This is a genomic window from Planococcus glaciei, from assembly GCF_900099655.1.
GTDB classification, from domain to species: domain Bacteria; phylum Bacillota; class Bacilli; order Bacillales_A; family Planococcaceae; genus Planococcus; species Planococcus glaciei.
In genome coordinates, this window is sequence record NZ_FNDC01000012.1 from 86,266 (window position 1) to 111,249 (window position 24,984).

General features: G+C 41.5%; 27 protein-coding genes. 8 read left to right on the forward strand and 19 right to left on the reverse strand.

Going from position 1 to position 24,984, the window contains the following annotated elements; genetic code table 11:
• Positions 1–62: 62 nt before the first annotated feature.
• Positions 63–1,157, reverse strand: a complete 1,095-nt coding sequence (locus BLQ32_RS14485; RefSeq protein WP_074510887.1) for a hypothetical protein — start codon at positions 1,155–1,157, stop codon at positions 63–65.
• Between the two features lie 351 nt (positions 1,158–1,508).
• Between BLQ32_RS14485 and BLQ32_RS14490 the strand changes: the two genes are divergently transcribed.
• The 3 genes from BLQ32_RS14490 to BLQ32_RS14500 are packed head-to-tail and all read left to right on the forward strand — an operon-like array spanning position 1,509 to position 3,111.
• Complete coding sequence (locus BLQ32_RS14490; RefSeq protein ID WP_074510939.1) at positions 1,509–1,934, forward strand: DMT family transporter; 426 nt, start codon at positions 1,509–1,511, stop codon at positions 1,932–1,934.
• 11 nt (positions 1,935–1,945) lie between these two features.
• Positions 1,946–2,611 (forward strand): Crp/Fnr family transcriptional regulator, encoded by a 666-nt coding sequence (locus BLQ32_RS14495; RefSeq protein ID WP_074510888.1) that lies wholly within the window; start codon positions 1,946–1,948, stop codon positions 2,609–2,611.
• 11 nt (positions 2,612–2,622) lie between these two features.
• On the forward strand, positions 2,623–3,111 hold the full coding sequence (locus BLQ32_RS14500) for a DMT family transporter (protein ID WP_074510889.1): 489 nt from the start codon (positions 2,623–2,625) through the stop codon (positions 3,109–3,111).
• Positions 3,112–3,315: 204 nt separating this feature from the next.
• On the opposite strand, the gene sstT is transcribed toward BLQ32_RS14500, so the two are convergent.
• The 6 genes from sstT to BLQ32_RS14525 all read right to left on the reverse strand — a co-directional run bounded on the left by sstT (position 3,316) and on the right by BLQ32_RS14525 (position 9,411).
• Positions 3,316–4,587, reverse strand: a complete 1,272-nt coding sequence (gene sstT, locus BLQ32_RS14505) for a serine/threonine transporter SstT (RefSeq protein ID WP_074510890.1) — start codon at positions 4,585–4,587, stop codon at positions 3,316–3,318.
• Positions 4,588–4,895: 308 nt separating this feature from the next.
• Positions 4,896–6,713 (reverse strand): LTA synthase family protein, encoded by a 1,818-nt coding sequence (locus tag BLQ32_RS14510; RefSeq protein ID WP_074510891.1) that lies wholly within the window; start codon positions 6,711–6,713, stop codon positions 4,896–4,898.
• A 225-nt stretch (positions 6,714–6,938) separates the two neighbouring features.
• On the reverse strand, positions 6,939–7,493 hold the full coding sequence (locus BLQ32_RS14515; protein WP_074510892.1) for a putative glycolipid-binding domain-containing protein: 555 nt from the start codon (positions 7,491–7,493) through the stop codon (positions 6,939–6,941).
• 194 nt (positions 7,494–7,687) lie between these two features.
• Complete coding sequence (locus BLQ32_RS14520; RefSeq protein ID WP_074510893.1) at positions 7,688–8,161, reverse strand: SMI1/KNR4 family protein; 474 nt, start codon at positions 8,159–8,161, stop codon at positions 7,688–7,690.
• A gap of 88 nt (positions 8,162–8,249) precedes the next feature.
• A complete protein-coding gene (locus BLQ32_RS19880; protein WP_175557126.1) occupies positions 8,250–8,423 on the reverse strand; it encodes a hypothetical protein in 174 nt (57 codons plus the stop codon).
• Positions 8,424–8,571: 148 nt separating this feature from the next.
• Positions 8,572–9,411, reverse strand: coding sequence for an aminoglycoside 6-adenylyltransferase (locus BLQ32_RS14525; protein WP_074510894.1), 840 nt, complete (start codon positions 9,409–9,411; stop codon positions 8,572–8,574).
• A 414-nt stretch (positions 9,412–9,825) separates the two neighbouring features.
• Here BLQ32_RS14525 and BLQ32_RS14530 point away from each other — a divergent pair, with 414 nt between their 5' ends.
• Positions 9,826–10,086, forward strand: a complete 261-nt coding sequence (locus tag BLQ32_RS14530) for a hypothetical protein (protein ID WP_074510895.1) — start codon at positions 9,826–9,828, stop codon at positions 10,084–10,086.
• 241 nt (positions 10,087–10,327) lie between these two features.
• Positions 10,328–10,756, forward strand: coding sequence for a DUF4181 domain-containing protein (locus BLQ32_RS14535; RefSeq protein ID WP_074510896.1), 429 nt, complete (start codon positions 10,328–10,330; stop codon positions 10,754–10,756).
• Positions 10,757–10,866: 110 nt separating this feature from the next.
• Here BLQ32_RS14535 and BLQ32_RS14540 read toward each other — a convergent pair whose 3' ends face one another.
• Positions 10,867–12,114 carry an MFS transporter gene (locus tag BLQ32_RS14540; RefSeq protein WP_139150559.1) on the reverse strand — a complete coding sequence of 416 codons (1,248 nt, stop codon included), beginning with the start codon at positions 12,112–12,114 and terminating at the stop codon, positions 10,867–10,869.
• A gap of 342 nt (positions 12,115–12,456) precedes the next feature.
• On the opposite strand from BLQ32_RS14540, the gene BLQ32_RS14545 reads away from it, so the two are divergent.
• Positions 12,457–13,455, forward strand: coding sequence for a TRM11 family SAM-dependent methyltransferase (locus BLQ32_RS14545; RefSeq protein ID WP_074510898.1), 999 nt, complete (start codon positions 12,457–12,459; stop codon positions 13,453–13,455).
• Between the two features lie 109 nt (positions 13,456–13,564).
• Here the strand turns inward: BLQ32_RS14545 and BLQ32_RS14550 are convergent, their stop codons facing one another.
• The 3 genes from BLQ32_RS14550 to BLQ32_RS14560 all read right to left on the reverse strand — a co-directional run bounded on the left by BLQ32_RS14550 (position 13,565) and on the right by BLQ32_RS14560 (position 16,989).
• Positions 13,565–14,035: a FixH family protein gene (locus BLQ32_RS14550; protein WP_074510899.1), complete on the reverse strand. Its 471-nt coding sequence runs from the start codon at positions 14,033–14,035 to the stop codon at positions 13,565–13,567.
• A gap of 21 nt (positions 14,036–14,056) precedes the next feature.
• Complete coding sequence (locus BLQ32_RS14555) at positions 14,057–15,436, reverse strand: PepSY-associated TM helix domain-containing protein (RefSeq protein ID WP_074510900.1); 1,380 nt, start codon at positions 15,434–15,436, stop codon at positions 14,057–14,059.
• A gap of 245 nt (positions 15,437–15,681) precedes the next feature.
• The gene (locus BLQ32_RS14560; RefSeq protein WP_074510901.1) at positions 15,682–16,989 is read right to left on the reverse strand and encodes an MATE family efflux transporter; all 1,308 of its coding nucleotides are present in this window, start codon (positions 16,987–16,989) and stop codon (positions 15,682–15,684) included.
• Positions 16,990–17,361: 372 nt separating this feature from the next.
• Between BLQ32_RS14560 and BLQ32_RS20225 the strand changes: the two genes are divergently transcribed.
• Complete coding sequence (locus tag BLQ32_RS20225) at positions 17,362–17,430, forward strand: hypothetical protein (RefSeq protein WP_425312175.1); 69 nt, start codon at positions 17,362–17,364, stop codon at positions 17,428–17,430.
• Positions 17,431–17,584: 154 nt separating this feature from the next.
• On the opposite strand, the gene BLQ32_RS14570 is transcribed toward BLQ32_RS20225, so the two are convergent.
• The 5 genes from BLQ32_RS14570 to BLQ32_RS14595 all read right to left on the reverse strand — a co-directional run bounded on the left by BLQ32_RS14570 (position 17,585) and on the right by BLQ32_RS14595 (position 22,419).
• On the reverse strand, positions 17,585–18,691 hold the full coding sequence (locus BLQ32_RS14570) for an MBL fold metallo-hydrolase (protein ID WP_074510940.1): 1,107 nt from the start codon (positions 18,689–18,691) through the stop codon (positions 17,585–17,587).
• A gap of 275 nt (positions 18,692–18,966) precedes the next feature.
• On the reverse strand, positions 18,967–19,311 hold the full coding sequence (locus BLQ32_RS14575) for a hypothetical protein (RefSeq protein ID WP_074510902.1): 345 nt from the start codon (positions 19,309–19,311) through the stop codon (positions 18,967–18,969).
• A 531-nt stretch (positions 19,312–19,842) separates the two neighbouring features.
• Positions 19,843–21,006: a mandelate racemase/muconate lactonizing enzyme family protein gene (locus BLQ32_RS14585; RefSeq protein ID WP_074510941.1), complete on the reverse strand. Its 1,164-nt coding sequence runs from the start codon at positions 21,004–21,006 to the stop codon at positions 19,843–19,845.
• 170 nt (positions 21,007–21,176) lie between these two features.
• Positions 21,177–21,914, reverse strand: a complete 738-nt coding sequence (locus BLQ32_RS14590) for a GntR family transcriptional regulator (protein WP_074510904.1) — start codon at positions 21,912–21,914, stop codon at positions 21,177–21,179.
• A gap of 277 nt (positions 21,915–22,191) precedes the next feature.
• On the reverse strand, positions 22,192–22,419 hold the full coding sequence (locus BLQ32_RS14595) for a hypothetical protein (RefSeq protein WP_074510905.1): 228 nt from the start codon (positions 22,417–22,419) through the stop codon (positions 22,192–22,194).
• A gap of 393 nt (positions 22,420–22,812) precedes the next feature.
• On the opposite strand from BLQ32_RS14595, the gene BLQ32_RS14600 reads away from it, so the two are divergent.
• Complete coding sequence (locus BLQ32_RS14600) at positions 22,813–23,388, forward strand: hypothetical protein (protein ID WP_074510906.1); 576 nt, start codon at positions 22,813–22,815, stop codon at positions 23,386–23,388.
• Between the two features lie 153 nt (positions 23,389–23,541).
• On the opposite strand, the gene BLQ32_RS14605 is transcribed toward BLQ32_RS14600, so the two are convergent.
• From BLQ32_RS14605 to BLQ32_RS14615, 3 genes are all read right to left on the reverse strand, one after another.
• Positions 23,542–24,051, reverse strand: a complete 510-nt coding sequence (locus BLQ32_RS14605) for an SMI1/KNR4 family protein (protein WP_074510907.1) — start codon at positions 24,049–24,051, stop codon at positions 23,542–23,544.
• 105 nt (positions 24,052–24,156) lie between these two features.
• Complete coding sequence (locus BLQ32_RS14610; RefSeq protein WP_074510908.1) at positions 24,157–24,582, reverse strand: hypothetical protein; 426 nt, start codon at positions 24,580–24,582, stop codon at positions 24,157–24,159.
• Positions 24,583–24,702: 120 nt separating this feature from the next.
• Positions 24,703–24,900 carry a hypothetical protein gene (locus tag BLQ32_RS14615; RefSeq protein ID WP_074510942.1) on the reverse strand — a complete coding sequence of 66 codons (198 nt, stop codon included), beginning with the start codon at positions 24,898–24,900 and terminating at the stop codon, positions 24,703–24,705.
• Positions 24,901–24,984 lie beyond the last annotated feature (84 nt).

A 24,984-nucleotide genomic window follows, 5' to 3' on the forward strand; every position in this document is an offset into this window, starting at 1 on the left:
AACTGGACTGAGCGGCAATCACCTTTTAAAGTGCTGCCGCTCAGTCCAGTTCTTTCATTAAATCATTTAAGTTCTTCCACTACTAAATCCTCTAGCTGTTTAACTTGCCGGGATGCCAGCGTCTTTAACTCTTCTGACAGGAACAAGAGCCTTTTCTTTATTTCTTCTTTATTGCCATAACGAATCATCGTTTCTTCTGTTAAGTTCTCCGCTAACAGCTGGCGATGGATGTTTGCAATTTCAAGCAGTTGCAGCAATTGTTCCCCTTTGACTTCTGCAGCAACCTTTTGATCCTCTGCACTGTATCCTTCCATAAATCCTTTTGCCATCATTTTTAACTGCCGGTCACAAGCTGCAAACCGGTGCTTTTTATAACGCTCCGTTTGCGCCAAAGCGATAAAGTAAGTTTCATAGAGATTCATGAAATTTCCGGCCATCCCTCTCGGGTAATAGATGCTTGGGTAAGGATCTATTAAACACACACGATTGTCGTTCATCAAAATATTTTCAGGAGATGCATCCTGATTTACCAAAAGCGGCTTTGAAAATGATTTTTTTCTTAGGTCAACAGCCAGTTGAATCGTTTGAAAGAGAACTTTGTCTTCGAATTCCGAATAAGCTGCGCATAGGGCTTGATAATCTGCTAAATGCTCTGCACTTTCTTCATCAAGAAACTTCCTTGCGTCTCCGCTTATGCTGCCTCGCAATCCCTTTTCTTCTGACCAAGCCAAATAGCCGAAACCGTCCAAACCGTGCGGAACTTCTTCTGTTTTCCGATGAATCTCTCCTATTTCTTTCCCTATCTGAAAAGCGGTTGCTTCTGTCGTACTATGTAAATCAATTTGTTCCCCACCATAAGTTTCCAGCGTATATGCCAGTTCCGCTGAAACATGGAATTTGAAGAATTCAGGAGCTGCTCCTCCCGCTGCTTTATTGACGGATCGATAGTACAGTTCCGTTCCTCCGTACTCAGCTTTTAATGCTTCTTCGTTGAAAGGAACCGGTTTGCCATAAGCTATATCTTTTGGAATCCGAAGGACCAATTTATCTCTGCCTTTCTTTACTTTCCAGGCATAGTGCCAGGCCCCTTCACCAAGAAATTCAATTACTTCAACATCTGCATGCATAGTTGCGGCTTTTAATTTTGACTTTTCCATCCGTGCACCTTCAATCCGCTTAAAATTTTTTCTTCAAAGCAGTTAATCCCTCATTTGCTTTTTCGAATCAGTAAAATCAGTTCTCGCTTTCTTAACTTACGCACTAATTTCTATAAAGTTTCACTTCTCTTTTTTCTTTAAAATGGATAGCTTTGCAAATTTCTCGGCTGGACTTTTAGCCGCCACTTTTCACGACTAATGCTGGTACAATTTGCAATGGTTTTTCTAGATTCCTCTGAGTACTTTAATACTTGTAAAATTTCGTTGAATACGAAAAGATAATAGGACATGTGTCCTTTCGACTCCCTTTAATTCCCTGTACATTAAGAAGACAGAAAGGTGTGGGAAATTATGAAAGGGATATTTTTTGCGCTGGCGGGTGGCTTTTTTCTGACCTTGCAAAGCGTAGCGAATGCAGAGATCAGCAGCCATATCGGCACCTGGCAAGCGGCTGCCATGACGCAGTTAACGGGATTTTTGTTCGCATTGCTGATTGTTGTCCTGATTAGAGACAAAACTTATCGCCAGCTTAACCGGGTATCGCCTCTTTATGCATCCGGCGGGATGCTGGCAGCCATTGTGCTGTTCTGCAATATGACAGCTGTCCACATCATGGGCGTTACGCTGACAATCGGCGTGTTTTTGATCGCCCAACTCGTCATGGCACTTGCCATCGACGGCAATGGCTGGTTTGATATGTCCAAAAAGAAAATTAGCCGGACACAAGTCATTGGCGTCTTGTTGATGATTACAGGTGTTATTGTCTTGAAATGGTGAGGAGGAAAACAATGGATCCGCGTGTAATTGATTATTTAAAGCAGTTTCAATTAATGGAGTTGTTCCCGCCTGGGGTAAGGCAAGAAATGACTCTGGCTACTTTTAAAAATGGTGAACGCCTATTTTCTCAAGACGATGAAGCCCATATCCTTTATTTTCTTGTTAAAGGAAAGCTGAAAATCTCGATGTTGTCTCCAGAAGGAAAACGATTGATCCTGGCTTTCAAAACACCCTTCGATATTGTAGGCGACATTGAATATGTGCGGAACTGCCCTTTCATCAACACCGTGGAAGCCGTTACAGATATCGAAGTGATTGGAATTTCGCATGACAGCTTGCGAAAACAATTGAGTGAGAATGCTGCATGGCTGCAATTTTTGCTTCGGACGATCACTCAAAAATTCGAAAACAAATCCAGAGCAATGAACTTCAACTTGCTTTACACCGTCGATGTCCGAGTCGCGAGCTACCTTTTATCCATGACGCCCACGCAGCCGGTATTGGATTCCACATCGCTCGTCGATATGGCTGATTTGATTGGCACCAGCTACCGCCATTTAAACCGGGTCCTGCGGCAGTTTGAAGAAGCGGGCTGGCTTGTGAAAAAGCGCGGAAAAATTACGCTGCTCGATCGAAAGGCATTGTTGGCGCAAGCCGGTCAAAATATATACGAATAGGAGGAAAGCAAATGATTAGCGGCATCTTGCTGGCACTTATCGGAGGCGGATTTGTCAGCCTGCAGAATACATTTAATGCAAACGTCAAAAAACGGGTGAGCGTCTGGACGACTACTGCACTTGTGCTGTTTCTTGGATTTGCTGCATCATTTGTGGCTGGCCTAGTTTCTGAAGGAAGCGGTTTGTTCAGCTTCCAGGCAGAACCTTGGTTTTGGTTCAGCGGAATCGTCGGAGTCGGAGTGGTGGCTTGCGTCACCCAAGGCGTGCAGATTCTCGGTCCAAGCCATGCCATTTCACTCGTCATGGTCTCTCAGATTTTCTTCGGTTTGGTATGGGATGGGCTTGGCTGGTTCGGACTCGAACAAATCCCGTTCACTTGGCAATCGCTTCTTGGCGTCCTGCTGATCAGCGGCGGTGTGCTCCTGTTCCAATTAGGGCCGAAGCTGGAACAAAAGCGTTCGCTAAATCCAAACGCATGGCCCATTAAGCCGAACAATTGACGGTAAAACTAAGAAACCCGGCACCCCTGTCCCCACAGGTTTGCCGGATTTCTTTTGCGGGTAATCTGATTGTTCAGAGACAAATGAGAGGCATTAAAGTTGGCCCTGATTCCACTTATTGAAAAAGGCTGTTTGAACCTTGGTTTCCCAGGTTCAAACAGCCTTTTTTAGCTAACCGCATTCTTTAAAGTGTCAGTAAAAAAATTAATTTTTCGCCAAATCTTTAGAAGCTTTGTGTAGAGCGAATACTTTCTTGAAGTTCACTTTTTCCCCTTCTTTCAGGCGCTTCTTGTATTCAGCTGTTGCTGTGAAAAGAACGTCTGTAGAAGAGTTAAGCGATGTTTCAAAAGAATCCTGCAATACGCCGATGATGAATCCTACACCGACTACTTGCATCGCTACGTCATTTGGAATCCCAAACAAGCTGCACGCAAGCGGGATCAACAGAAGCGAACCGCCGGCAACACCCGATGCGCCGCATGCACAAACTGCAGCAAGCACACTCAGGATGATGGCTGTCGGGATGTCCACTTGGATGCCAAGCGTATTCACCGCAGCAAGCGTCAAAACGGAAATCGTTACGGCTGCACCGGCCATGTTGACTGTTGCGCCAAGCGGAATGGAAACCGAATACGTGTCCGGATCCAAGCCCAGTTTTTCACATAGCGTCATGTTCACCGGGATGTTTGCTGCTGAACTGCGCGTAAAGAACGCCGTAATTCCGCTTTCTCTAATACATTTAAATACTAATGGATAAGGGTTTTGGCGGATGTTGATAAACACAATGATTGGATTGATGACTAGTGCAACAAACACCATACACCCGATTAAAAGGGCAAGCAGTTTCCCGTAGCCAAGCAGCGACTCCAATCCGTTTGTCGTGATCGATTCAATAACTAGGCCCATGATGCCAAGCGGCGCCAATTTAATGACCCATCCAACCAATTTGGCCACTGCATCCGAGAAATTCGTGATCAAGGTTTTCGTTGAATCTGCAGCATTTCTAAGCGCCAGTCCAAGGACAATCGCCCAAGCCAAGATGCCTATGTAGTTGGCATTGATCAGTGCGTTAACCGGATTGTCGACAATATTCAAGACTAAGGTTTTGATGACTTCAATTGCATTGCCAGGAGGCGCTAAATCTTTTGCCCCTTCCGTAAGTGCAATGTTGACCGGGAAAATGAAGCTGGCAATAACTGCAATCAAACCTGCTAAAAATGTTCCTAACAGATAAAGGAAGATGATTGATTTCATATTGGTTTGCTGGCCTTTTTTATGCTGTGCGATTGATGCCATGACCAGGAACAACACCAATACAGGAGCAATCGCTTTTAATGCCCCAACGAACAAGGCGCCGAAAATAGTCAACGATTTCGCTGCTTCCGGAATCAAAAGAGCCAAAGCCACCCCAACAACCAAGCCGATCATGATTTGCTTCACAAGACTGATTCGATTCCACGTACTTAATAATTTCATTAGTGCATCCCCTTTGTTTTTAAAAATCTTGCAGCCGAGCTGTTATTTTGATGTCTAGTCTAGCAGTAAAGTACCTCCTCAAACAGCGGGAATTTTTCAAGCTAATCCTATTCTATACAATTTGTAGCCTGAATAAAACAAATTTTTTATAAAATCAATCATTATAGTTCATTTAATTCGGTTTAAAGTTAGGAATTGAGCGATTGTATAGTGCGTATTCCTTATTAGAAACACGTATTATTTACTTAGATTTTTCATTTAAGGAATATCCCCATAAAAAAAGCTTTGGACATGTTGTCCAAAGCTTTTTACTGCGTTTCTATATATTCGAGGCCGTTGTTTTCAATGACGGTATCGGAAATGCGCAGCTGATTGAGGGCGTCTTCGATATACGGCTCACAACGGGCATCTTCAACTTTTTTTCCACTTTCGATGGAATAGCATTCTCCGGATCCGGCAGCGGTCGTCAAATCAGGTTCGAAATACAAATCTCCTTTGCGAAACGAACCGTTGCGAAAAACGGTGAGGCGTTCGGTAGCTGACAACAGCGAGGTTCCAAGCATGAACCCTTGGTCGATGCCTGCCACTTCCAAAATGGTTGGCGCTACATCAATTTGGCCTCCGGCAGTTTCAACGGTTTCGCCTTTTGCAAGACCCGGCGGCTTGATCCACAAGGGGACCGTCCGGAACAGTTCAAATTGTTCCGTTGTACCCTGAACACCTAACTCCTTTGCCATTTCGCCTTCAGCTTCGACTAAGCCGCTGTCATGGTCCCCGTAGAAAATGACGAGCGCATCGTTCCACATGTCCTGTGCTTTCAGTTCATTGACGAAAGACTCGACAGCCCCGTCGACATAATGGACGGAGTGGTAATAATTGCGTACGAGTTCATCTTCGTAGCCCGGCAGTTCCAATTGCTTTCGATCTTCCGGCATTTCAAACGGGATGTGGCTGCTTAAGGCAACCAGAAAGCTGTAGTAAGGTTCCTCCAATTGCTTCATGTGCTCGATGGAAGTTAAGAAGAAGTCTTCATCGTTTATGGCCATGCCGATTTTCTCGGTCTCCGGGTAATCCTCTTTGCTGAAGAAATGGGAAAATCCAATGTTCTCGTAGACGATATCCCGGTTCCAGAAACTTTTTTCGTAGGCGTGCATCGCCGCGGTATCGTAGCCGCCGTCCCGCAAGGTTTCCGGCAAGGAATTGAACGTGCTGTCCGCATAGCGGGTGTAGACCGAGCCGGTGCGCAGAGGATGAAGCGATGTGTTGATCGTGAATTCGGCATCCGACGTGCGCCCTTCATGGGTTTGGTGATGGAAAGCCGGGAAATAAAGCATTTCGTTTTTCAGTTCGTTCAAGTACGGGGTCACTTCCTCCCCGCCAATTTTCTGTCCAATGAGGGAAGACTGAAGGGATTCAAGCTGCACGAGAATGACATTCGGCTGTTCACCGGTATTCTCTGTGATGCTCGCCGCAAAGGCTTCCTGTACCAGGGCCTGATTTTGCTCGGACGGTGATGCATCACGCACCAACGAAACGGCTCCTTTTGCGAGGTCATAGCCATGGTAGCCCCAAAATCCAAGTTCGTAGTATTCCCGCATATCACTGACCGCGTCGCCGGAGAGCCACGGTTCTCCTTTTACGACACTGGACAGAAGGGGTGCTGCAAAAATAACAAGGCCACTAGCTAAAATGACGCCTGCCAGCTTCTTATTCGATGTACTTTGTACAGGTTTCTGGCGCTTCCGAAAAATTAGGATGAAGGCCAGGAAAACGAAGAAATCAGCGAAGAAGAAAAAGTCTGTCCAGCGGATTAGACTCATAAAGCCGCCGCCTACGTCGCTCATTTGCGTCATCGAAGATATCAGCTGCACGGACAGCAAATCACCGAAATACCGGTAATACCATACATCAGAAATCAGCAAGGTGCTATGGAGTGCCAACAGCGAAAGCAAAATCCACCGGCGTTTTTTCGCGCCTATCAATAAAGTCCAGCTCGATAACACAAGCGCTCCTGATAAACTGATCAGAAAGAACCCAAAGCTGAACGGTGTGTCGGTGTAGATGCTGAACATATACAACTTTCCTGCAGTAAGGGCCAGGTAGACCCAATAGTCGAGTGTTTTCATGATGCTGCTCCCTTTTGCGCTTTGAACGCCCCTTTTCTTATTCACTACCTTTAAAAGAGCTGGAGAAAACATCAAAATGAAGAAAATACCAATCGGCCTAGTGGATTTTAAAAACTTATACACAAATTATACAAAAAGAAGCTGAAATTGTTCCTGGAACATTTCAGCTTCTTTGTTATGCCCTATAAAAATTGCCTTTCTATTTCACCAAAAAGAAAATAGCCATTAATATTTTCTTTTGAATAGCCCGGGATAATCAACAACAAATCCTTTTTCATCAGTGGAAATGAGGGACTCAAATCCAGGACTTTGGAAATTAAAAACCCGAATCTCCCCCCTGCTCCCTATAAAAGTGTAGGTCTGCTTCATTTTGGACACTTCCAGTGAAGGAACAGCAATGTAGACCATGTCCAGTTCTCTTTGTTGATTCGGTTTCCAATCAAAACGATTTACCGGAAGTGAGTTGGTAAAAGGAGTGGCTGATATATCAATATCAATCGCACCTTCCAACTCCGTCATCACAGTTCCGTTCTGATCGGTCCACTTTCCTGATTTAATAGAAGTGAGACGTAAGCTTTGCCCACTCTTGGAATAGATATTTACATGCTTTGTACGCCATGAGCGGTCCATTTCAATTTGGTAATCGATTTGAACAGAAGAACTTGGCTCCAAATATACGACTGTACTCTCTGCCAGGACGGCGGTATCCGCAATAAGACACTTTAAATATTCACAGCCAAATGTTTGTTGGTTCGCCCAAACTATCTCGTTTAAAAACATACGAACACTCCTTTTAAGAAAACCACTATACTGAATCTTTGTGGTTGATGCAGCAAGACTCATGTAGTTGGTACCAAAACAGCGTACTCAAAACGAGGTGATTGTAATAAATCCTAATGTATTAAAAAATCAGGATGTTCTAGAGTTTCTTCTTTTTGTTTTCAAACATTTTTTATATGTAGAATTTCAGCCTATTAGTCCAACGAGTCTTCTAATAGCTCCAACAAGAAGTCGCCAAAACTTTCAGCAATAATTTCAAACTCTTGTTCATCGATATCTATCCCTGGCATATAAGAAACAACTTTAGGTTCACCTGTTTTATCACAATCATTGAAGTTCAAACACAAAAGTTCCTCGCTCCCAGTATCATAAATGATAAGAAGATTGGATGGGAGATTCGTTTCTTTTCGTTGTTGGAGAGTATACCAGATTGCGTCTGGGACAGAAGAATTCTCAAAGTCGCTATCTACGATGCCATAAATTTCTTCTCCATTAAAATCTCCTGATCCAAAATTCTGTAAAAAATCCAAATAAGAACCGGTAAATTTAATTTCTAAAGCCTCTTCAGCTTTTGTAATAATTCCAGAAGGTATTTCACCTACAAAATCTGCTTTTGTTTTGTATTTCAATATCAATTTTTTAGCGGCTTTGTATGTGTTTTGAGTCATTTTTCTTCTTCCTCTCCTTTAAAATAGATTAGAGTGTTTCTAAAAACTTCCCACTCCAACATAGAGTCCCACCCCTCTATTAAGCAAACTACTTCACCATGCGCTTAGGCAAGAAAAAGGAACTAGCTCCCATTAGTATTCCGCCAAACCCGGAAAGGATTATTCCGATTAAAATCCATGATTCAGTTAAAAAAGTAGAAATATATATGCCTGTAGTTAAAATCAATAAGCCCAGTAACAAACATACAATAACTTTATTCATATTATCCTCCTCTATAAAAATCTTGTTTAGTTAGTTTCATCTTCTTTTAAGTGACCAAAAGAATTAAAACGTCACTTAGTATAAAGCCATTGTTCCTTCTCACCTCATAAAAATTCTCTGCCAAGTCGCTTCTCTATACTTAGTAAATTTAAAAAACCATCGCCAATATCTTTTTAAATTGTGCTTCGTTTGCTTCTACTCCGACTTTTCGGCATAAAATAAGATTCAATCTTAGAATTTCGGGCACCATGCTCGTTAATATCCTCATAGTTTCACCAGCTTCTTTCCCGCATCGCCACTGTTTTAACATAGAGCGTTGTCCTTTAGTCAATAGACTTCTTTTCCCCTCGACTTTTGACCAACTGCCTGGAGATGCATCAAAATGCTGATCCATTTCCATAAACCACCCAGAAACAATCAACCAGCGAATTCTATCTAGATTAGCTTCGGCATAGTATACTTCTTCTCTCATGACGGCTCGATAAGTTTCATGAACGAAAGCAAGGAGTTTTCCTTTCCAAAGTTCCACATCTTTCGAAAGCAGCTCATATGAAATAGCAGATGATGCCTTAACGACCGGATTTATTAAATCGTTCGGATCATAAAGCACTATTGCCCCTTTTAACCAGATTGAAGGTTGAATTTCTTCTAGGGCATGATACCAGCTATCAACTTTGACGAAACAATCGTAATGAGTAACTACTGCTGGACTTAATGGATGAGCATCCTCATGGAATAGCACTTCTCCCCAAATTTTTGCCCTTTTACGCTTATTTTCAATAAATCCGCTTCTTTTTTCAGCTTGAACAATCGTATGCAAATCAATGTCCGAGTAATTGTCGTCATTTTGTTTTGCTAATGATCCACTTAGATAAATAGCAAGAACATCTGCATCTGCTGCTAAATCCTCCAAAGCATTGTGTAAAAGCACTTCCCGTTGTACTGGTAAAGATGCATCTCTTTCCATATGTCTAGTTGTATAGCTCATATAGATCAATCCAATTCTTTTGAATTTTACAGACTTTCAATATCATACATTCGTCTTGAAAGAATCGAATTCCTCTTTAGCTGTTGGGCAAAAATCTTGTTAACGTTTATTCAAGCAAGATTATAGAACTCTATGAAACTATGTATTTTATACAAAAAGGAAATCTTCCTAAAACAAAATTTCATAAACTTTCCGACTTGCTTTCGAACCTAATTAGTATTTTGTAAGATTTTATTTTCTGCATTAAGTCCATGTATTACACATGATTTGTAAGAAAGTCTTCACTTAGAAATACTTCATTTTTCTCGAAATCCGAATGCTATAATAAAGTACTTATTAATAGTGCTTGAAGCAGATACAGCAGACAAAATCAAACCGATTTTTCATTTTACATCCGTCAGGAGGAGGTTGAACATGAAACTTTTTTTCAAATTTTCGTTTTGGCTGCCTTTCTTTAGTTTTATGCTGATTTTATTTGAGTTGTTTGTGCAGCCGGCAAAGCCTCTTGTTTGGATGGGATTAGATCCTGTATTCGGTTTTATTCGTTCACTATTGCCGCATATTATGGATACACTCCCCTTTCTTCTGCTTCTCCATTTTCTTTTAGCATTACTTTATGGCTTTGCCTTAGATGCATTAATAAAAAAAATTAACGAAGCGCAAGGCAACGAATAAAATTTTATTGCTCCTAGAAGATCAAAAAATTTAGGCCTCCGCAAACACTTTTAATCTCTCTTAACTTACAAACAGCAGAACTCGTATTCATAATGTTTCTCCATGCATTTACGCCAACCGCGGGATATTATTTATCTCGAACATTAAATAATCCCGATAAAGCCTTTTTAAAAAATGAAACTTTATTGGAAATTAATTGGTATAGTAATAGAACAAAAAAACAAAGAAAGGAGAAGATTTTATGTATGCAGTTGAGCCCTCTTTTTGGTTGAAGTTAATTCTCGTGCTAACCGTTTTTATCGGACTGACCACGTTATTTAATGCCCTTATACGAAAATGGTTAAAAGTCGAGAAGCCAAAAGCCTTTTCCCATAACCATGTAAATGACCGACATAAAAAAATTGATTGGACTCTAAGGATTTTCTTCATTGTCTTGATGATAATCGGAGCTTTTGTTAATGCGGGAAGAATCGGCCAGGAACCCTATTTGTTCCTGCAGCCCTGGGTTTTGCTATTTGTGTTGGTGTTCACTTCTGAAATCATAAGAGCCGTCATGGAACGAAAATACGCGGAAAATCCAAATGCCTATCTTTCTACAATCTACCAATCCGCTTTCATTTTAGTTTTGCTTATTGTATTATTCTCCACCGACTTTTTCGGAATCCTGTGACAAGAAATCTCATTTATAAACTGGTAATAGCATTTATAAAATACATAAATTCAAAAGCTCTCCTGAAAGGGCTTTTTTTATTTTCTTACGCTAATCCATGAGAAAGCTCCCTAAACCAGCACTTCCTTGTCAGGTTCTTCTTTTTCTTCCCGGTAATATAAATTTTTTTGAGGCTTTAGCACAAAGTAAGAAAAGGTGAATGCTGCCAGAAGCATAATGATCGCCAGCGCGACAATCGTGGTTCGCAGAGAGATAACATCAGCCAAGATTCCGATTCCCATGATGAAACTCACTTGTACACCGCTTTGAATCAATTGAAAGATACTGGTGACCCTCCCCATAATCGGAACCGGTATATTGTTTTGGTAAAATGTAGAGATGCCAGCATTCATGAACGAATTGAAAAAACCTATAATTAAAAAGCCGATCGTAATCGTCAAGAACGACCAAGAAAAGGCATACACGACATAGCCAACTGCCGTCATCAGAACACCCACCACAATCATCAGCCTTAAAGAAAATTTTGAAGAAAAGACGGAAAGCAGAACGCCGCTGCTTACCGAACCAATCCCGGTGATGCTGATGAGCAGACTGTAGTCGACTTCCGACAACCCCACCACCCGCTGCGTAAATACAACTTCCTGGGCATCCATCGCAAAAGAGAATATCATGACCAAAATAAATCCGAGATAAATAAAAGCGATGTATTTGTTTTTAGAGATGAATCGGCTAACGATAGTAAAGTCGCTCCATATTTGAGCCATATTCATCGAAGGAATGAGCTCCCGCTTAATATCTTCCTTTTCTGGCAGTCTTACCAACAGCAAAGCTGCCATCACAAAGAAAAGAGCGTTGATCCAAAGGGTCATCTGAATCGAACTAAGCAAGATCAAGGTGCCTCCGATGGCTGGGCCAATAATGAAAGCGCCCGAGGAAGTGACGGACCGAATGGAATTGAAGCGTTTCCTTTTCGATTGTGGTACAAGCATGGCCGTATAAGTTATCGAAGAAGGACCGAAAAAAGACTTCGCCACACTTAGAAAAACTAAAATGGCATAGATGACAAAAATGTTAGACGCAAAAGGAATCAACGCTATAAGTGCTGCCCTCAATAAATACGTCGCGATAATCACTTTCTTCTTGCTGCGGTAATCGATAAAACTGCCCGTCCAAAACTTGGTGAAGATGCTGACAACCGGTCCGATTATCCATAGCCCTGCGACCGCTGCTGCAGAGCCGGTCATTTGAAAAACAATAATATTGATGGCGACCAGATAAATGAAATCACCGATACCGGCAATACCCAGTGATGTCAATAAGACCGACAGTTCTTTCCACTCCTTCACAATTTTATTCAAACTACTCCCTCCTTCGCGACGCATTTTTCACTCAATTAAATCTCTAAAAAAATACTTAATATACTTATAATAGCATTAATTTCCATCAATATAATATTGACTAACCTTGTCAATTTTCTATAAGCAACCCCTTTAATTTTCATCTTAAAAATGAAATTAACTGCTAAAAAGGAGAGTTCTTAATAATGATTGAAAGGCTTAAAAGCACATTCAAGTGAACAACTAATCGAGTATGAGTACAAAACCAGATTCTTTCTGATGTTCTTATGCCTTATTTTTCTTCCGTTATTGGTATACTAGATAAACGCAGCCGGAACAAGGCGCAAAGAAGGACGGGATGAATTGAAACAATTAACGCCAACAGGTGAATTTCTTTATACATACGCATACCATCAAGATGAGAAAGACCTATGCTTCTTGGAAATGCGCGCATTTTTTGGAGTAGATTCTGAAGAGAAAGTTGTCAAAAGCACGCGCGATATAGACCCGAGCAGAAGCCCGTTCATCAAGGAGCGCATCGAAGTGCTCTTTGAAGGCGCAAATGTAGCGGATATTCTGGAGCAGGCTGCCCAGGTGAATATGGACAGTTCCACGTTTAAAGTGATTTTCCCGAAAATCAACGGATTGGCTTTTGAAGATAAGATCGATTATATGGAAAAACGCGACCTTGAGCACCAGATCGGCTTTGTCATCACCGGAAAAGCAGACGTCCATAACCCGGATGTCATATTCGGACTCATGCCGTTTGGCGGCCGCTGGTATTTCGGCACATACCTGCAAAGTGAGTCAGTCTGGTTCAAGCACCAGCAAAAACCGCGGGAATATTCTACCGCGCTGAGCACAAAAGTGGCGCGTGCGATCGCCAACATTGCCGTTCCGGAACCCGCGGGAGTCAAAGCAATCGATCCATGCTGCGGCATTGGAACTGTGCTGGTCGAAGCTTTATCGATGGGAATCGATATTGTCGGCCGGGACATCAATCCGCTTGTCGTGGATGGTTCACGTGAAAACATTGCGCATTTCGGTTTGACGGGTAGAGTTGACTTAGGACCGATTGCCGACATCCGCCAGCAATATGACGTCGCCATTATAGATATGCCTTATAACCTTTATACGCACGCCACACCAGACGAACAACAGGAAATCCTTAGCCATGCCTTGCCCTTCGCCGAAAAACTGCTTGTCGTGACCATTGAGTCCATCGATCACATGATAGAAGAAGCTGGATTCACGGTAACCGACCGCTGCATCGCGAAAAAAGGATTGTTTCTGCGGGAAATCTTGGTGTGTGAGCGAACTATTAAACCAGCCATCTTGGTTGAAGAATTAATAGAAGTTTAAAATCTTTCGCCTAATTGAAAAAAATAGGCTGCCGATAAAATATCGGCAGCCTCGAACTTCCGAAGTCTTAATAATGACTCCGGAAGTTTATTTTTTTATAAAATTTAATTTAATGATGATGCCCAGATGAGCCTTGTTCTGGCTTGGATCCTTGCTTCAGACTTTCCAATTCGCTGTCCGAGAGCTTGCCGACGATGAATTGCTGCTGAGGGCTTACAACAGATCCCTTATTCCCTGCATGCACTTCGAAGTAGTAGAGGCCTTCGCTTTCAAATTCAAATTGCATTTGATATACGCCGTTCTCGGTATTTTCCGCTTCCTCCATTGGAAAGCGGATTGAACCATCCTGTTTCTGGACTTCGAAATGGACAAAGTCTGCGCTATCCACCGGCGCTCCATTTTGGCTTAACGAAACTTCAAATACGACTTCTTCATTCACCGAAAGGTCCTCCGGCACGTTCATTTTTACTTGAAGCGGGCTTTCTTGCTTGTACAGGCTAGCTGCATCGCTGTTAAGGGAACATGCGCCTAGAATAAGCATACATAGAAGCAACAATGCCAGCATTCCTGATTTTCTCATTGCGTTCTCCTCCTTTTTGCATTAAGCATTCAGCCATTTTTTTACAGAAGGAATGCGTTGGATTAAGAGCCAATCAATCAGCCAGACGGCGAGTATGGACAGACCGACCAATGGGAATAAAATCCCCAATCCAATCATAAGGAACAGAAAAGCTTTCGTGTTGAAAAGGGCTGGTGCTGCTGGCGCCCCTATTCCGTTCTGGGGTTTACGTTTCCACCATAAATATATGCCGCTGATGGCTACAAAAACAACGCTTAAGCAGATGAACAAGCTGATCAATTGATTGGCAAGTCCGAATTGAGAACCTTTATGGAGCGTGATGCCCCATGCCACAATTTTCCCAATGACGCCATAGTTTTCGTAACGGTAATCTGCCAAGACAGCCCCTGAATACTGGTCAATATGGATGGTCGCTTCATCCTGCGCTTTTGGAGGGAAGACGGAAAGCGTATAAACACCTTCTGGTTCTTGTGGGATAAAGATGGAATAACTCGGATAAATTCCTTCTTGTTCCGCCACCTCCACTACTTTATCCAGTGAAAGCGGAATTTGGCCTTGTATAGCGGAAAGAGGCACATCCAAAGTTTCGGCAGCCCATGGCACTTCGGCAATATCCTGTGTCTGGATATTCGAAGTTGGTGCATCCCCAATCCAAACGGATGGCGGATAACCTTCCCCTGTATTCGTCGTGATGGCTTGAAAATTGGCTCCCCACAAACCGGACCAAGGCAGCCCGGTCAGCACCAAGAACAACAGCCCTCCCGTTACCCAAAAAGCCGGAACCACATGAAGATCCCTCCTCAGGATTTTCTTGCCTTTTCGCAATCGAGGGATCAAGGTCCCGGCGATGCCGGTTTTCTTTTTGGGGAACCATAAAAAGAAGCCCGTCACCATCAGCACAATAGCCCAGCAGGCAGCCAGTTCAACAATTCGATCCCCGAGTGTCCCAGCCATCAATTCCCCGTGGATTTCTTCGATCTTATCCATGATCCGGTCGTCATTGTTCAATTCCCCAATGGATTTTCCAGTATAGGGATCCATAAATACAGTAAGAGACTCGCCGTTCGAACTGATGGTCACTTCGCTGGAGCGGGTTTCGCTTTCACCGGGTCGGTATTTCGTCGCCACCGCATCCGGATACAGCCGTTTCACTTCATCAAGCTGTTCTGTAACGGCGGCTCTTTCATCCTGTGGACTAACTTGATAGTAATCTTTGTATAGTACTTCTTCAATTTCAGCCTTGAACAAATAAATGGAACCTGTTATAGCTAACAGCACGAGAAGCGGCGCGAAAATAATGCCCGCATACAAATGCCATCTCCACACGGTTTTATAGAATCTGCCATTCACTGATTTTTTCGGTGCTTTAGCAGCACTCGTTTTCTCTGTATTCTTTTCCATTTGTTACTCCTCTTTTCCCGAGCCGCCTTGAAATTTTCCGGTTCTTGATAAGGATTCGAACTTCACTTACTTACATTTTCCATAAGAATTGTTGAAGTTGGTCGGCTGTGCTTCACCAGTACTAACGCAAAGAATTTGGATTTAGATTTCTCTTTTTAAGAAAAGCATCTAAATTTAAGTGCTCATGAAAGTTGTTGAAAGACGCTAATTCACCCGTTGCTCTTCTGATAGAAAACTCGCTGAATTTAATTCAAACCCGCGAAGCTGGTTTTCAGCTTCGGTACGTAGAATGATAAAAATATAGAACGACCAGCGCTAAAAGCGATAAAAGCCAACCAAAGCCCGTGGTTATCTAATAATGGAACTGAAACAAAGTAAACTACCAAGAAGAAAAGAAAGGCAAAAATCATCGACTTTCGGACAGGTGCAGTTTCTGTAGCTCCTGTAAAAATCCCGTAAAAGATGATGCCGATACTTGTTGATATGGGAAACAATAATAACCAATCGCTATAAGTCATTGCAATTGCAATGACTTCCTGATTGTTCGTGAAAAGCTGAATGATTCTTTCATGAAATAGTCCGTACAAGACCGTTAGAAAGATGGACGTGTAAACGGCCCACTGTGCTGAAATGGAAAGTGTCTTTCTATGCAGCGAGTAATCTTGTGATCCCACCGCTTTTCCGGAAAGAATGCTGGAAGCATTGGAAAAACCATCGAAAAAGTACGCCATCAAATAATGGATTTGAATCAGCACCGCATTCGCAGCAAGGGTTTCGGTGCCAAAAGACGCACTTTTGTATGTAAAGATGTTGAATACAAGCAATAAACAGACTGTCCGGACAAATAAATCCTGATTGACCAACAACATTTTCTTTAATGCCGAAGTATCCAGAATATGAGCCATTGATAAAGATTTGAACGTAATTGATGTACTTTTAGCTATTACATATATTCCAATTACCAAGGCCAGACTCTCAGCAATTAAGGTTGCCACAGCGACTCCCGGGACTCCCCAGGAAAACCCCTGCACGAAAAGGAGATCAAGGAATATGTTGACTAAATTCATCAACACCTGGATCATCACTGCTATTTTGATGCGGGACATGCCCATAAGCCACCCAAGAATAACGTAATTGACAAACGTCACCGGAACTCCCCATATGCGAATTGCAAAATAACTTGAAGCCAACGCCTCAACGTCAGATTCCGGGTTAAGTAATTTTAACGCTGCATACTCAATGGGGTTTTGTAAAAGCAGGAACACAAGCCCGATCAACAAAGCAATAAAAAAAGGCCTTATGAAAGAGAGTCTTTCCTGCAATTCATCCCTTGCTCCAAAAGCCTGGGCAGCAAAGCCCGAAGTGCTGATGCGCAAAAATCCGAATAACCAGTACATGGTATTGAAAATCACTGTACCGATGGCTACTCCCCCAATGTAAGCAGGGTTGTCCAGTTGACCTACGACAGCCGTGTCCACGGCTCCTAATAAAGGTGTGGTAACTGTCGAAAGCGTCAGCGGCAATGCTAATGCCAAATATGATTTGTGATTCATAGAAATGCTCCTATTCGCTAATCTCTTTACACTCGAAATTTACTGTAACGAAAGACAACGAACATTTCAATCATAGAGAGAAATTAATTGCTTCGTATAAGGGTGACGGTTGCCAGAAAAAAGATCCTTGAACAGCCGCCTCAGCTAGTTTAAAGAAAGTAGAAGACAGCGGAATTATCGAGAGCTATTCAAAGTCACTCAAGCAAATATGGATTTTCTTGTGCAAGCCATCATCAGCATTTTCACCAGAAACACATAGAAGTAGCCCTATTTGTCTTTTCTTAAATCACAAGAAGCTTTTGTGCTCAAAAATCACAAATCAGTGGAGACAGCTGTTATTTGCTTGAGTGTAAATTTCCCTCCAACGCAGAATTGGACCAATTGCTAATCAAGCTGAATGAACACGTCAACTATAAACTTTCTATTGTGATCAATAAGTAAGCTTTCGTTGAAAGTCCTTTGCACAATCGTCATTCTCCACTTAGTGAATCTAACCCCCCCACATTGGCTATAAGCAAAAAAACGGAGAGGGGTGCTCTATAGCTAGCATTCCTCTCCGTTTTCTATTTAGTTCACTGTCTCTTAAATTCTTCTATCACTTGACTGTTGCACTCTTCCACCATGTGGAAAAAGGAGAAGACAGGCTTCCATCCAGTGGGACAGTTTCACCCATAGGCGAAGAAGTGAGGGTTACTCCTCTTTCTTCGGCCGCTGCCGCTGCCCGTTCAATCGGCTCTGTCCATCCGTGCCGCGCTAGCGTAAACGCTCCCCAGTGAGTCAATACCATTTCCTTGCCTTGTACATCGATACTGGCCTGAACGGATTCTTCCGGCTGCATATGGGATTCGGGCCAGCGCGTATCGTATTGACCGCCCTCTATTAAAGCAATATCAAAGGGTCCGTACGTATCGCCAATTTCCTTGAAATGTGCATCATACCCTCCATCTCCACTGACATAGAAACGGGTTTGTTCTCCGAGAATGACCCATCCGCCCCAGAGCGTCAAATTTTGGTTTAAAATGCCTCTCCCGGAAAAATGCTTGGCGGGCGTTAATGCTACAGTCAACTCTTGGAACTCCGCTTCCTCCCACCAGTTCAGTTCTGTAATTTTTTCTTTTGCAATGCCCCAATCGATCAAATGGCTGCTCACGCCGTATGGCACAAAAAAATGAGCGACTTTGCTTTCCAGTTTGGTTATGGACTGATAATCCAGATGGTCATAATGGTCATGTGTGATAAAGACTGCATCAATAGGAGGCAGCTTTTCTACAATCCCCAACAAATCCTCACTGTATCGTTTTGGTCCGATAAAGGAAACCGGGGATGCAATAGGGCCCAGCATTGGATCCACCAAAATTTTCTTCTTGTCGATGCTTAAGATAAAAGCAGAATGGCCAAGCCAAGTTAAACTGTCTTCATCCGAGTTGATTGCATTCCAATCAATTTCAGAAACCGGCAAGCGAACGGACGGACTGGTTTCTTCTCGCGAGGACATTGAAGTAGCAAGTGTCGCAGGAACTTCAATACTGCCGGCTGGTATTTCAGACGGCAGATTGACAAATTTTCCATCCTTGTAATTATCAAATACCTCATATGCTTCTTTTTGCTCTTTGCTTGGATTACCACCAAACGTCGGCGATAGATTGATAACCAGTAGAACAGCCATCACCAATATACTGACTATGATGAACAGGTACCGCATGATTTTCTTTAAAATCTTTTTTCTAGTGGGGGCATCTTTTCTGTTCTTTTTCTTTGGTGGATGTTCTTCAAAATCCGACATTTGATCCCTCGCTTTATGGGTAAAAAATTTCCGCAAAAAACACAGTGCTGCTGTTTCGATAGTGCTTTTCGATAATATATGGTCCAGCCTTTTTCAAGGAAATATGATTTTAGCTATACTTTAGAGACACTATTCCTTGGAATATCTATTCTGCTTTAAGAAGCATATGTTTTTCTGCTTTTCCGTCTTTCTTCTCAATACACCCTAAGAATATCTAAGGTTTCTGTCATACTGATCAAGTCTATTTTATGGTTCCCTTTTGTATAATAGACAGAAGCCCCTTCTCTTTCACCTTTTTTCCATCCATTCTTTTTAAGGGCAACTTCATATCCATAAGGTATGCCATATTCTTCCGATGCTCTCTTCCACTCATAGTTCTTCCCAACGCTGCTTTCTCCTACGAGCTCAGCATTTTTAGGGACTGGAAAGCCGAATAATTCTATATTTGATTCGTAAAGGGATAAGGTTATGAAATAATATGCCACTCCGCTTAACAAAACCATAGTCAAAGCAAGTGTCCAGCCGATCTTTTTCTTCATTTTCTGCTCCTTTCTGAAATACCTTAAATTTCACCTCGTTTTGCCTGTATCTATCCTGCAGGCTCTTTTGAAGTCGATGCAATGAACTATAATTTTATCAAAAGATTTTTCTTTGCTTTAAAATCATCTTTTTTACAACGAATTTATTATTCCTGTTATTTCCTGCTTCGCGTTTCAGAAACTTCGTTCAACATCTTTAATAAATTCCACGCCAGGTATATATTACCAGTATTTAGTAAAAAACAAAATACTAAATATTGGATGGTTAAGCAAATTAAAAAGTTCTTTAAAGCTTTTTATCTGCTTCAAAAGCGAATATACGTCTTACTGGCCTCTTCTATACTATATATCCATGCAACTTTTCATAAGATGGTGATTAATCTACTCAATTCCTACATTAGTGAACAAAAAAAGATGACACAGTACCAATGGTTAAACCACTGTACTGATGTCATCATTTTGTAGCAAAAGCTTGTTTCTTAGATAATCCCGTAGCTAGATTTTATTAAAAAATCATTTCCTTGCCCTGTATTATTCAGCCACTGAGCGAAGCAATTTAATCAACGGGGCTTTGGTTTCAAATCCTATTCCTGGAACGTCCGGCAAGCCCACATATCCATTTTCAACTGGAATATCATCGGCAAATCCTCCGAATGGTTCAAAAATTCCCGGATACGACTCATTTCCGCCTAGCCCCAATCCCGCTGCAATATTCAGAGACAATTGATGCCCCCCGTGCGGAATGCAACGGCGAGAAGACCAGCCATGTTCTTTCAACATATCCAGTATTCTCATATACTCCACCAGTCCATAACTCAATGCACAATCGAACTGCAGATAATCCCGGTCCGGCCGCATTCCCCCGTAGCGAATGAGGTTTCGGGCATCCTGCATGGAAAACAGATTTTCTCCTGTAGCCATTGGGTGTTTATAATGCTTGGAAAGCTCCGCTTGAAGTTCATAATCCAACGGATCTCCTACTTCCTCATACCAAAACAAGTTATAGGGCTCTAATTTTTCTGCATACTGAATCGCTGTCTCCAGATCAAACCGTCCGTTTACGTCCACTGCCAAAGATTGGCCGGATGGCACCACTTCCAGGACGGCCTCGATTCTTCGAAGATCTTCTTCTAAACCGTTTCCGATTTTCATCTTCACAACGGAATACCCCAGATCCAGGTAGCCTCTCATTTCATCTTGAAGCATTTTATCGTCTTTTCCTGGCTGATAGTAGCCGCCTGCCGCATAAACAAATACTTTATCGTCCGGCTTTCCATCTCCATAACGGTCGGCCAGCAGTTGATAAAGCGGCTTCTCTTCTATTTTGGCAACGGCGTCCCAAATTGCCATATCAAGCGTTCCGACCGCAACCGACCGTTCCCCGTGGCCGCCTGGTTTTTCGCCCGTCATCAAGATGTCCCAAATTTTATGAGGATCAAAATTGGATCCCTCATCATTTAAAATATCATTTGTTTCCGCTTCCAACAGACGAGGGACAAAGCGTTCGTGAAGCAGTCCGCTTGGCGCATACCGGCCATTTGAGTTAAAACCGTATCCCACCACTCGTCTGCCATTCTTAAACACATCCGTGACGATTGCTACGACCGAAACATTCATTTTTGAAAAATCAATATACGCATTGCTGATACTCGATTTAATAGGTACGGCTTTTTCTTTGATATCAATAATCTTCATCTTGAAACCTCCCATTTCGAATTTATAATCTAGTTCAAGAATAATTAATAAATTTATTAATGTCAATATAAAGCGCTTAATTACTTTAAAATAGTTAAAAAAGCTAAATAATAAATTTTTTAATTTGAATGCATATAAAAAAGACGCTTCTTGGTAAGAAACGTCTTCCATTATTCGTTTTTCTTATTCCTTGGTTTATTTTCGATAATTCTCAAAATTTCCTGCCCGCCGCGATGCCTGTGGGAATGCATCAAGAGTTGAGCCGCTTTGCTGTCTTGGGCTCGCATGGCAGCCACGATTGCCCGATGTTCCTTAATGGACCGGACAGGAAGCTCTCGCTCATTAATGGTAAACAATCTTGCCCGGTACAACTGATCCGAATGGCTGTCCATTATATTTTTCAGCCGTTCATTCCGTGAGGACTCAACGATCAGATTATGAAATTGATTGTCTATATCTAAATAAGCTTTTAAATTATTTTCATTCAGATACTTTTCCTGATTCGCAATGAGAGAATCCAGAATTTCGAGCTGCTCTTCGCTGATATGCAATGTCGCTAACTCGGCAGCCACTCCCTCCAGCGCTTCAGCGATTTGACACAGTTGCTCAATATTTTCTTTGACGATTGGTTCGACGGTAAACCCTTTGCGGGGGATCAATCGAATCCAGCGATCCATCTCCAATCGAATCAATGCTTCGCGAACAGGCGTCCGGCTCATCTCCAGCATTTCGATAATTTCACGTTCCAAAAAAGCTTCATTAGGCTGAAGCTGTAAGTTTCGGATCGCTTTTTGAATAATTATATAAGCCTGCTGCGGCAAACGGTCTTCATTTGTTTCTTCCTTGTATCGCAATAAGGTCTTCTTCAGATCAGAATTATCGCTGCTTCTTCTCTCTTTTTCCTTCATGAGATTCACCAAATTTCAATTTAATAAAAGAGCTGATATTGAATAAATTATATCAGATTTCCACCTGCATAAGCATGGTTCCAAAGGTAACTTCTGTTTTGGCATATAACTCTTTTTAAAATGATCTGGCTTAAAATCATTAATAGCAACGAATAGTTAGCTTTTTATTGGTTTTCACAGTAACTAACCTGATTAAAATTGAACGCTGAAGACACAGCGGCGATCAAAGCTTAGATCAGCACAGCGACAATGCCAACTACGATAGGCATTTGCTCTATTATTCAATTTTATTCCAGTCTTTTACTATCACGATTAATAAAACAATAATAATGAAAAGACTGTAGATAAATACAAACCAGGAAGTCGATCTCGGCGATATATCTAACTGTATCTGGTTGATGATATCTGCAATTGAGTAGATAAAGGCCAGTATTGCCAGCACTAAAACAAAAATGACTTTTTGTTTTTCAGATATTTTCATTATGCTTTTTTTTATTTTGTCCATAAGCAGCCTTCCTCCAATTATAAGCTGTTCCTGGAATCGCCCTGTAATTAGCGATTATTTAGCTGCAAACATTATAATAGTTAATCACAGCGTAAATAAGCCCAGATCCTTTAAAAATATGAGTTCTAACACCTTAGGGCCTGGCCATTTGAATTTATCATTTTTCATTTAAAATCAACTTCAATGGATCTTCTAATATAGTGCATGGTATTAGAAGTATGAATGTAACTTAATTCGTAGTATGTTACATTCAAAACCATTAGAGAAATTTCTTTAAACGTCCATATTTTAGAAAAAACGAAACCTTGCTGGAAAGAAATTGGTATAGTAACCACAACTAATTTGTATGAGAGTACAACTAGTAAACTGACGTAGAAGGAGACTGGAGTAAAAGTGATCGAAATTAATACATACATTGGACAAAAAGAATTGGGAACTTACGAGGAAAACAAGGAAGCTGCAGATGCCTTCTTTGTGCCTGTTACATCGAAAGAAGCGCTGGCTGTCATCGATTCAATTTCTTCTCGAAATATAGATCGTGGGTTAAACGGTGCCATTGTTATTCAAGTGGATCAAAACAAATTGACCACTTTATCGGACTGGGACGATTTGGATTTGCTTTGGACCGGCCTTGTAACGATGGGGCTGGACTACTTGCAAAATGGCGGGTATGGGGCCAGCTATTCATCAATAAATGGATTGGAATGGTCCATAAAAAAAGTACAGGCAAAACCCAAGAATCTTCTTTTATTTCATTCTAAGAGACCCAATGCTTTTTATGATGGGGAAATTGAGACATCTGTTTTAATTGAAATTAAAGCTACGTTGAGTGAAATGGAATTCCTGCAAAAGATTGTTTCAAGTGCCGGCAACTTTTTATACTTGAGACAGAAAGACACACGGACTCAACATTTAGCGGCATTTAGGGAAAAGTATAACGAATTGAAACACCTCGTTTATATACAATAGACTGATGAGTAACTTAAGGCTGCCAAATAGCAGCCTATTTATATAAAAAGTTTAAATAGAGCCTGAAATGGAACCCTTTATTTATTAGCAGTTGAATGAAACTTAATTACTAATAAGTTTCATTCAATTTTTTAAATATGAGCAATCGATTGTTTATGGAATAATGAATCCCCATTCCCAGAATTTCGATCCTTGCGCGATGACGAACTTTTCAAGCCAGTCCTCGAAGGTCATGCCGATATACATATTATCCTCAAAGTTGTAACCGGTATCCATCACGTAGAGATAGCCATTGCCCACCACTTTGTCTGTCACAATCAAATAACAGCCGTCATATCCATAGGCGATTGGATACCAATTATCCGGATAGTCATACCCCGGAATGGCTCTGTATTCCATTATCTCATCTACGTTAAACAGTTCAAATCCGCTACCATATTGGGGATGGCTAAAAATAAGTCCGCCATTGTGCAGCCGCAGAAACTCTTCGTAGTCTTCGGGTACAGTAAATGGTAATTTCTGCAGTTCACTTTCTGTTGCCGGGGGATTAAAAGTCATTTTCACTTTTGTAACATATCCATCTTCTTGTTGAACTTCCAGAAGGCCATTTGAATCCAGTCGCTTCTTCAAAGCTTCTAGAGTAATTTTTATTTTAGACACCATCTATTCCTCCTCTAATTACTCCTTTTTATCTTTAAAATTAAATGCAACTTAATTACCAATAAGTTACATTCAGAATCAATCGTTCTCAATCGCTTTTAAAGTACGTTATTTTTCTTTCTTTTTCGTATCTCCATCTTCTTGCCAAAAAGCTGGACCTGTCACATCCGATAACCAAAATAAAACATCCTGTTCATGATTCTCGGGTTCTAAGTGGCTAATTGGACCAGGGTTAAAGACATAATCCCCTTGCTGGATTTTTTCTTCCCTCACGTAGTCTTTAAAATGGTAAGCTCCATATCCTCTTACCGTATTTGTATCTTCAGATTGAGGAGACTCTTCTCGAATTGACGTATGAACCTCTGCCAAATAGGTAAAGAACCTGGACAGTGACAAATATTCTTCCGCGTTTCCAACAAATGAAACGCCAATTTCATCAATTTTGATTTCCATTTTTGCTCTTTTTGAAAAGTATGGATCAAAATCGTAAAATATCTCTTCCTCTTTTTTCATTTCCTTCTTTTTTTTCGACATTTCTCATACCCTCCCTAACTAATTTTTATAGTTTTGAATGTAACTTAACTGCACTTAAGTTGCTTTCAGAACGTTTAGACGAGCTGCAAGTTCGTGGTAGGAGCAATCTCTGTTGCTTTGTTATATGTCTTCCTGCTTTTTCACATCTTCAATACATTCTAACCAATCATCCCACAGTGCGATATCAACTGGTTTACCGTCTTCCATAAAACTCATGATGCCTAATAATGCTCCTACATCATCTGTCTTTGTTAAAAAGTAGTAGTTCTCTAAAAACTTGAACATCGCTAGATATGCTTCTTCCTCTGTTAGATGCATGGATTTGTCCTCCTTTCCCATTTGTATTGATTTGTTCTTTAGCAAGTAGGTTACTTCCTTAAATAGGTAATTCGCCGATTTCTC

Coding starts and splice junctions, on each gene's coding strand:
- BLQ32_RS14490 (WP_074510939.1), top strand. CDS start 1,509: ATGAAAGGGATATTTTTTGCGCTGGCGGGTGGCTTTTTTCTGACCTTG.
- BLQ32_RS14500 (WP_074510889.1), top strand. CDS start 2,623: ATGATTAGCGGCATCTTGCTGGCACTTATCGGAGGCGGATTTGTCAGC.
- BLQ32_RS14605 (WP_074510907.1), bottom strand. CDS start 24,051: ATGGTGTCTAAAATAAAAATTACTCTAGAAGCTTTGAAGAAGCGACTG.
- BLQ32_RS14590 (WP_074510904.1), bottom strand. CDS start 21,914: ATGAAGGAAAAAGAGAGAAGAAGCAGCGATAATTCTGATCTGAAGAAG.
- BLQ32_RS14560 (WP_074510901.1), bottom strand. CDS start 16,989: ATGAATCACAAATCATATTTGGCATTAGCATTGCCGCTGACGCTTTCG.
- sstT (WP_074510890.1), bottom strand. CDS start 4,587: ATGAAATTATTAAGTACGTGGAATCGAATCAGTCTTGTGAAGCAAATC.
- BLQ32_RS14610 (WP_074510908.1), bottom strand. CDS start 24,582: ATGTCGAAAAAAAAGAAGGAAATGAAAAAAGAGGAAGAGATATTTTAC.
- BLQ32_RS14515 (WP_074510892.1), bottom strand. CDS start 7,493: ATGTTTTTAAACGAGATAGTTTGGGCGAACCAACAAACATTTGGCTGT.
- BLQ32_RS14615 (WP_074510942.1), bottom strand. CDS start 24,900: ATGCATCTAACAGAGGAAGAAGCATATCTAGCGATGTTCAAGTTTTTA.
- BLQ32_RS14570 (WP_074510940.1), bottom strand. CDS start 18,691: ATGCGGTACCTGTTCATCATAGTCAGTATATTGGTGATGGCTGTTCTA.
- BLQ32_RS14485 (WP_074510887.1), bottom strand. CDS start 1,157: ATGGAAAAGTCAAAATTAAAAGCCGCAACTATGCATGCAGATGTTGAA.
- BLQ32_RS14550 (WP_074510899.1), bottom strand. CDS start 14,035: ATGAGAAAATCAGGAATGCTGGCATTGTTGCTTCTATGTATGCTTATT.
- BLQ32_RS14510 (WP_074510891.1), bottom strand. CDS start 6,713: ATGAAAACACTCGACTATTGGGTCTACCTGGCCCTTACTGCAGGAAAG.
- BLQ32_RS19880 (WP_175557126.1), bottom strand. CDS start 8,423: ATGAATAAAGTTATTGTATGTTTGTTACTGGGCTTATTGATTTTAACT.
- BLQ32_RS14520 (WP_074510893.1), bottom strand. CDS start 8,161: ATGACTCAAAACACATACAAAGCCGCTAAAAAATTGATATTGAAATAC.
- BLQ32_RS14530 (WP_074510895.1), top strand. CDS start 9,826: ATGAAACTTTTTTTCAAATTTTCGTTTTGGCTGCCTTTCTTTAGTTTT.
- BLQ32_RS14555 (WP_074510900.1), bottom strand. CDS start 15,436: ATGGAAAAGAATACAGAGAAAACGAGTGCTGCTAAAGCACCGAAAAAA.
- BLQ32_RS14525 (WP_074510894.1), bottom strand. CDS start 9,411: ATGAGCTATACAACTAGACATATGGAAAGAGATGCATCTTTACCAGTA.
- BLQ32_RS14535 (WP_074510896.1), top strand. CDS start 10,328: ATGTATGCAGTTGAGCCCTCTTTTTGGTTGAAGTTAATTCTCGTGCTA.
- BLQ32_RS14585 (WP_074510941.1), bottom strand. CDS start 21,006: ATGAAGATTATTGATATCAAAGAAAAAGCCGTACCTATTAAATCGAGT.
- BLQ32_RS14495 (WP_074510888.1), top strand. CDS start 1,946: ATGGATCCGCGTGTAATTGATTATTTAAAGCAGTTTCAATTAATGGAG.
- BLQ32_RS14595 (WP_074510905.1), bottom strand. CDS start 22,419: ATGGACAAAATAAAAAAAAGCATAATGAAAATATCTGAAAAACAAAAA.
- BLQ32_RS14575 (WP_074510902.1), bottom strand. CDS start 19,311: ATGAAGAAAAAGATCGGCTGGACACTTGCTTTGACTATGGTTTTGTTA.